At 56.0% G+C, this 5,876-nt stretch carries 6 protein-coding genes; 3 read left to right on the top strand and 3 right to left on the bottom strand.

All coding sequences use genetic code 11. The features are described from left to right. The first annotated feature begins 857 nt into the window (after positions 1-857). Positions 858-2,678 (top strand): hypothetical protein, encoded by a 1,821-nt coding sequence (locus NBH09_RS09835; RefSeq protein ID WP_123649856.1) that lies wholly within the window; start codon positions 858-860, stop codon positions 2,676-2,678. Positions 2,679-2,956: 278 nt separating this feature from the next. On the opposite strand, the gene NBH09_RS09830 is transcribed toward NBH09_RS09835, so the two are convergent. The 3 genes from NBH09_RS09830 to NBH09_RS09820 form a co-directional block, all read right to left on the bottom strand. After that, positions 2,957-3,289 (bottom strand): hypothetical protein, encoded by a 333-nt coding sequence (locus NBH09_RS09830; protein WP_250787847.1) that lies wholly within the window; start codon positions 3,287-3,289, stop codon positions 2,957-2,959. Further along, positions 3,234-3,548, bottom strand: a complete 315-nt coding sequence (locus NBH09_RS09825; protein WP_124785972.1) for a hypothetical protein — start codon at positions 3,546-3,548, stop codon at positions 3,234-3,236. Before NBH09_RS09825 ends, NBH09_RS09830 begins: the two co-directional genes overlap by 56 nt. Positions 3,549-3,654: 106 nt before the next feature. After that, positions 3,655-3,879: a hypothetical protein gene (locus tag NBH09_RS09820; RefSeq protein ID WP_096227031.1), complete on the bottom strand. Its 225-nt coding sequence runs from the start codon at positions 3,877-3,879 to the stop codon at positions 3,655-3,657. A gap of 131 nt (positions 3,880-4,010) precedes the next feature. On the opposite strand from NBH09_RS09820, the gene NBH09_RS09815 reads away from it, so the two are divergent. Next, positions 4,011-5,177, top strand: a complete 1,167-nt coding sequence (locus tag NBH09_RS09815; RefSeq protein ID WP_124785971.1) for a WYL domain-containing protein — start codon at positions 4,011-4,013, stop codon at positions 5,175-5,177. 535 nt (positions 5,178-5,712) lie between these two features. After that, on the top strand, positions 5,713-5,876 hold a 164-nt coding region (locus tag NBH09_RS10135; protein ID WP_502799844.1), incomplete at its 3' end, for a helix-turn-helix domain-containing protein.

Here is a 5,876-nt window from a genome sequence, read left to right as displayed (position 1 = left end):
CCGTTGCGCTGAGTCCGGAACGGCTGCGCGGCGGGCTGGCGGAGCATGCGGCGGCGGCATGGGGGCACCGGCCTCCATAGCCTCTCCACCTGCGGAAACGGTGCGACGGCCAGGTGCCGGGGGCTATTCCCGCGTTGCGCTAGCTGCGGAAACGCGGGGCCCGTTCAGGCTGTTGCGTTGAGATTGAAAATCAACCAATAAATCAGGAGGGCATTCACTGGAACACCCTCCGGTTTTGGTGATTACCGTGCGCCTACCCTTGTTTTTTGCCTTGCGGCCCGTTTCCGTTCCTTTTCAGCCTGTTCCTGCTGGTAAGCGGCCTCTAATATTCTGTCCGCCTGTTCCGTGCCAATGGCCCGCCTGACCCGCTCGTAGTCCCTGACCTTTCCCTTTAGACTGTCTCTCTCGGCGCAGACCTCGTAAATCCTTTCTGACAAAGAACTGTTTTTGCTGACCTCCCGGCCATAGTAAGTGAATCAGCGCGGGTGGTTTGCGCGCCATTTGCAAAACCCCAGGTCGCGACCCTTCGCCATTCGTGGGAAAAGTGAGTAGTCTCAGGTGGCTTACTCATGAGTTGAACCGCTTTCGCGATTAGGGGCCTAATAGCGGCTTCTCCACTAACTGCCCCTGGGTTTGCCTTTGTCCGCCGCACGGGATGGCTCCCGAGGCAACGCGGTGAGATAATGCCATCCAACGCAGGCAATGGAGCCTGAAAATATAGGTGACGGCGGCATGGCCCGAGCCAGCACTTTTGGCCCGCCTCCGTAGCCTCCTTTTTCATATGCGGTCCGCGATACGCCTATGGGAGCGATTCGCTCGTGCAAGGCTGTAAACACGCAGAGAAAACGAGGTATTGGATGAATAGCGAACCGATCTACAAAGAATTCCTTCTTGGAGAAGGCTTAAGCGAGTTGAAGAAAATTCGAGATGGCTGGAGGGATGAAAGCGGCTATTCCGAGTCGAGGGGAGGAACCTCTTTAATACCTGAAAATCTATGCAATGTCTCAGGGTCCGAACGGCTTAACTATACCTTCATCATGGACAGAGCCAATGAGTGCATGTATCGACTGATTTGCGAGTCGATTTCCATGCTTCTTACAGAATATGGATACATAACACTACGTGCCCGCGTTCGCAGAAGCGATGCTTACCAATATCTCCCAAAAGACGGCCTAGCCGGGCCGACCGTCCTCAAAGCGAGCAAGAGGGTGGTCCGCATAATCAAGGTGGATGTCGATGGCTCCCCGAGCGTTTTTGTATTCAAGGAACCTGGATTAGACCAGAGTCTCCCGAAAGAGCTTGAGGATTCGCTGAGGGAAAACTTTGGGGTATCGAAAATCACCTACGTCTCTTTGGTTATGGACGGAGCGAAGAGGGAGGTTCTCAATTACGAGTCGGTGAAGGACGCTACGCCCTACATCTCGGTTAAAGAGTTCTTCCGCCTGTTCTTTCCACAAGAGGAGTTCGACAAATTCGAGGAGGCTGTGGTTGAGCTTAGGCAGAAAGCGCGTTCCTACTATGGCTTGAGCATAACCAAATCGCTTAACCATTTGCGCATGGGCCATTTCAGGAGAGACATCCGAGACCGTCTGATCGGCTACAAACCAGACGTGGAATTGGGGTCCGAACAGAGAATGGCCATAGACAAGAGCTTTGTCGTAGACGGCAGATACTCGGCGTTGACCGGTGACACGGATTTCGCAGTAAGCTTCCAGACCGCAGAATGGCTAAGGGATTCTTTAACGCATGCAGGATGCATAGATTTCGCCCCCATCGCGTTGGAGTACTTCAAATCGCTCGAACAATTCCTGTACAGATTTCTTTACGCCATACATAAGACTTCGAAATCGAAGAGTAGGCGTATTTACTACGGCAAAAAGCTCGGAGAAAACCCTTACTACCTGCCTGCGAAAAGAGATGGCGTTCCCGACAAATCGCGACACATAGAAGTCAAGGACGGAGAAATCGAAATCAACGATGAGCTTTTCACGGATGGTTTCGAATATGTCTTAGACCTCGGTAGGCTCACAAGGTTCTTCGGCGACTATGTTTGCGAGAAGCAGCAGCTGTACAGCCGCAATGAAGACCTTCTCGATACGGCGATAAGCGAGGATACGTACGAGTCGATAATTCGCGCACTCCAAAGCGCTCGAACGATGAGGAACGGCATTGCTCACAAAGACAATCTCTACGATTGGACCGAGATGGAAAGCGCCCGGTCGTCAGTCCTCTTGGCTTTCTACTTAGTCCTAGGTTCTTACAGCATCGATACTGAAATGCGAAGCCTCCTCGGCATCGAAAGCGATTGCGTGCAGAAAAGCGAGGAGTGGAAGCTCTGCAACTACGTGGCATCGGCGGCCGTTCCTAAAGGCAATCCTCTTGAGTTTCCCGTTTTTTATCTCGATGGCGACGATTCCCCCGAGGCCGCCTTGTTTGCTTGCCCCGACGACGAAGAATCCGATCCCGACCGATATGGAAAAGCCCAATCGTTCTCGGGTGTGTACTTCAAGAGAATCGGATCGCATAAGCGTTACGATATCTCGTACCCAACTGACCGTCTTCCCTCATTGGTTGAACAAGGGATGCTGATTATCTGCGGTGAGGGGCTGAAGCTCATGGGGCCTCAAAAGGTCATCTACAGAGACGGAAATTACCTTGGGGACACGAGCGCAGAGTGACTTCGAACCCAGGGCGTGGACCTCGCGCTCCCGCCCTAAAGACCATCGTGGCCGGTTTTAAGGGCGGGAGCGCGAGGAATGTCCGTAGGGTTCATGCCTTCCCGGGCGCAAGCCACCAGTCCGTAACCGCAGGTGAGGCAGCGCCGTGGCTTGCACGCTGGTGGCAAATTCGCAGGTCAAACATCTCCGTCATCTATCGACGAAACGAGAAGCCCCACGTTGACGCGTCTATGAGTTGATGACCTGAACGACGGTCGTCCTAGTTGCCAGCTTCCGCATCAGAGAAACCACTTGGAGCAGAAGCCGATCTGGAAGACCGAATGGACGAGCATCGAGATTCCGAGGCAGACCATCATCGCGCAAAACCCGATTCCGGCCCATTTCAAGAAAGGGTCTTTTTCTTGCTTGTCGGAAGCTCGCTCCATCCAGTCGCGCGAATACGTATCGCCGTACTCGTCGCTCTTTGAGGCCTCTTTCGAAAGCAGCTCGAGAGCTTCGTCGAGGTCATCAGCAAGCTTGTTTCCGTCGATTCCGACCTTGAAAAGATGAGTCTCATCATGCTGCTTGAGCGCCGATTGGTTCTGCAAAAGGTAGAACCTCTCGCCGTTCACCCCGTTCGCCAGAGCGGTCCTCTCGCTCGAAAACGACCGAATCTCCTTCTTGAGCCTTGAGAAGGCCCCCCTTGCCCTCGATTCCGAACTTCTGCGCGAGCGACTCAAGCTGCCAGAGCAGGTCGTACAGCCCCGCCGCGGGCAGGAGCCCGGCCCCGTACGCCTTCTCGAGCATCGACCGCTCGAAGCGATCGTAAACGGGGATCGCCTCCCCGTACGTCAACCTGGTGCCAACTTCGGGGAAATCATTGCATTCCATATCGTCTCCTATCATTCGAATCGAGAGTTAATTCCTTGGGGCGCGTCACGCGTCGACGACGCCGCGTCCCACAACAGCGGTTGTTGCTTCCGCGTGGGCGCATCGCCTAGCACGCAGGGCGCAGATCAAGCCTGAAATCACCTTTGGCGATAGAGAGGCTGTAGTTCGACCCGACTAAAACAGCGATGCCCATCAAGGCCAGACCGCAAGCGGCGATCAGCTGCTCCGGCGAAAAGCCGAGGATCCTCCTTCCGTTATCGCACGCCGCCTCCGCTACGGCATCGGCTGACGAAATCGTCGGGGCGTTCACCGCCCGTCCGGCGTCGTTCATAGTTGGCTCCCTACTCTCTCTTCCATTGCTTCGACCCTTATTTTCAACCGCCATCGGAATTTCGTCTCCTCTGACTGGTTTGGATTGCCTACAATTTCATAGGCAATAAAGCTGTTTATGGAGGACCTGCAATGTCTAGGACATTCACCGAGGAGGAGATCTCCGAGTTAAAGGAAGCCGGATTCGCGGCGAGCGGCACATCGAGAAGCAGGATCCTGTCCGTCCTCGACCTCCTCGTCCGCTTCACCGATGAGAGGACGGGCATATCCGCATCGGAAATCGCGCGCGTCATAGGCATCTGCTCCGAGAGGCCGACGTCGGAGAACGCCATTCTCAAGGACCTGCACCAGATAAGCGAAAGCATGCCCATGGGAATCCGCATGGCGATACCTGGCCACGGCGAGAACGTCGGGTTCAGGGCCGTAAACAAACCCCTGTCATCCGAGGAGGCGATCCTCATCTCGGACGTGCTGGGGACGAGCTCCTTCATCGGCGAGGGGCGGAAGGACAAGATCTCCTCGAAGGTGCTCGCATTCTCCTCCGACTATGACGTCGACGAAAGCGTGGAGACCGTGTTCGTCGACCGCAAGGCCGGCAGGGACACCGACGCGATTTTCAACGTCCTCCATGCCGCATCCCGAGCGATCCGCATGAACGAAAGGCTCGCCTTCAAGAAGCAGGTTCACCTGATGAACGGATCGACCGTAAAGATTGGGCCGTACGAGGAGGACCCGGTGGCGATCGTGTTCAGCTTCGGCCGCTACTATCTCGAGAGCATGCATATCGACGAAGGCGGTTCCCCCAGTCCCTACTTCTACCGACTAGACGATATCGCGGACCCGGTTGTCACCGGAAAACCGGTGTCGGATCGGGATAAGGTAGAGGCGCTGAGGACGCGCGTGGTCGCGGACACGCGCCAGCGGGTCGACATGTTCGGCTCGGGCACCGCCAGAAAGCTGTTCCTGGAAGTATCCGGCACTCATGCCAAGTACGTTTACGAAAGGTTCGGCCACGACCTCAAATTCTGTCACATCGACGAGAGCGACGAAAGAAACGTCATCGGCTACGCCTGCGTCAGCGCGATGCCGTCTCCGACCTTTTACAGGTGGCTATTCGGGATGGACGGCGCGGTGAGGCTGGCGAAGCCTAAGGGGAAACGGTGGGTCGAGAGCTTCCCGAATGCCGTCGCCTCCGACCTAGAATCCTATATCCAAGATTACGAAGCAGCATCAGAGGGCTACAAAGCCGCACTGGATGCAGCTATTTCACGATTGGACTCGAAGAGCTGCCGGCAATGAGGCAATCCCAATCGGTCCGATTCAAAAGCCAATATTGACTAACTCGAATTCGGCTCGCATCCTCGCGCCGTTCGTCTGCTCCCATTCGTCCGAAATGACAACCACAGCAGGTCGTGTCCCAACGGATGGGTACCATTTATCCGGGTGCACCTGGGGCAACGGGTTGAAGAACCTGCACAAGGTCGCTCGCAGAACACGCAACATCAAACACGACAGAAGAGGCGAACGACAGATGCCGGACCCCGGACGACAGCACCGCGGAAGACGAGCATTCCGACCACAACCGAACAACTCCAGCTACTAGGCAGGCGCCCGCATGGGTGCCTTTTACTTTTCAGGGACTTAGCTGCGAGCTAAGGCACGCGGCTCATGGCCGTTTCGTGAAGGCACGACCAGCTCGACCCACTTCGACCCGTCTCCGCTCCTGCCGTGCTCACCAATCGCCATCAGGCGGTTCAATCGTCGTGCAGACGAAAAGGCACACGGTGTCGTGCGGTGTCCTCGCGCGGTGCCGCACGGGAAGATTGGAGGAACCATGGCACGCACAGCCGAATGCGCCGCGCCCGAGGGAAGCCGAGATCGGGACGAATGGATGACGGTGATCGAGATGCAGGAGTACATGAGGGCGAGCCGAAACAAGGCGTACGACCTCATCTGGTCGGGAGAGATCGACTCGTACAGGCTCGGAAGGAAGCTCCT

This window comes from Collinsella sp. BG-O-102, assembly GCF_023656745.1.
Taxonomy (GTDB): domain Bacteria; phylum Actinomycetota; class Coriobacteriia; order Coriobacteriales; family Coriobacteriaceae; genus Collinsella.
Note: the sequence above shows the minus strand (reverse complement) of the source record. Positions and strands in the feature narration are given on the sequence as shown.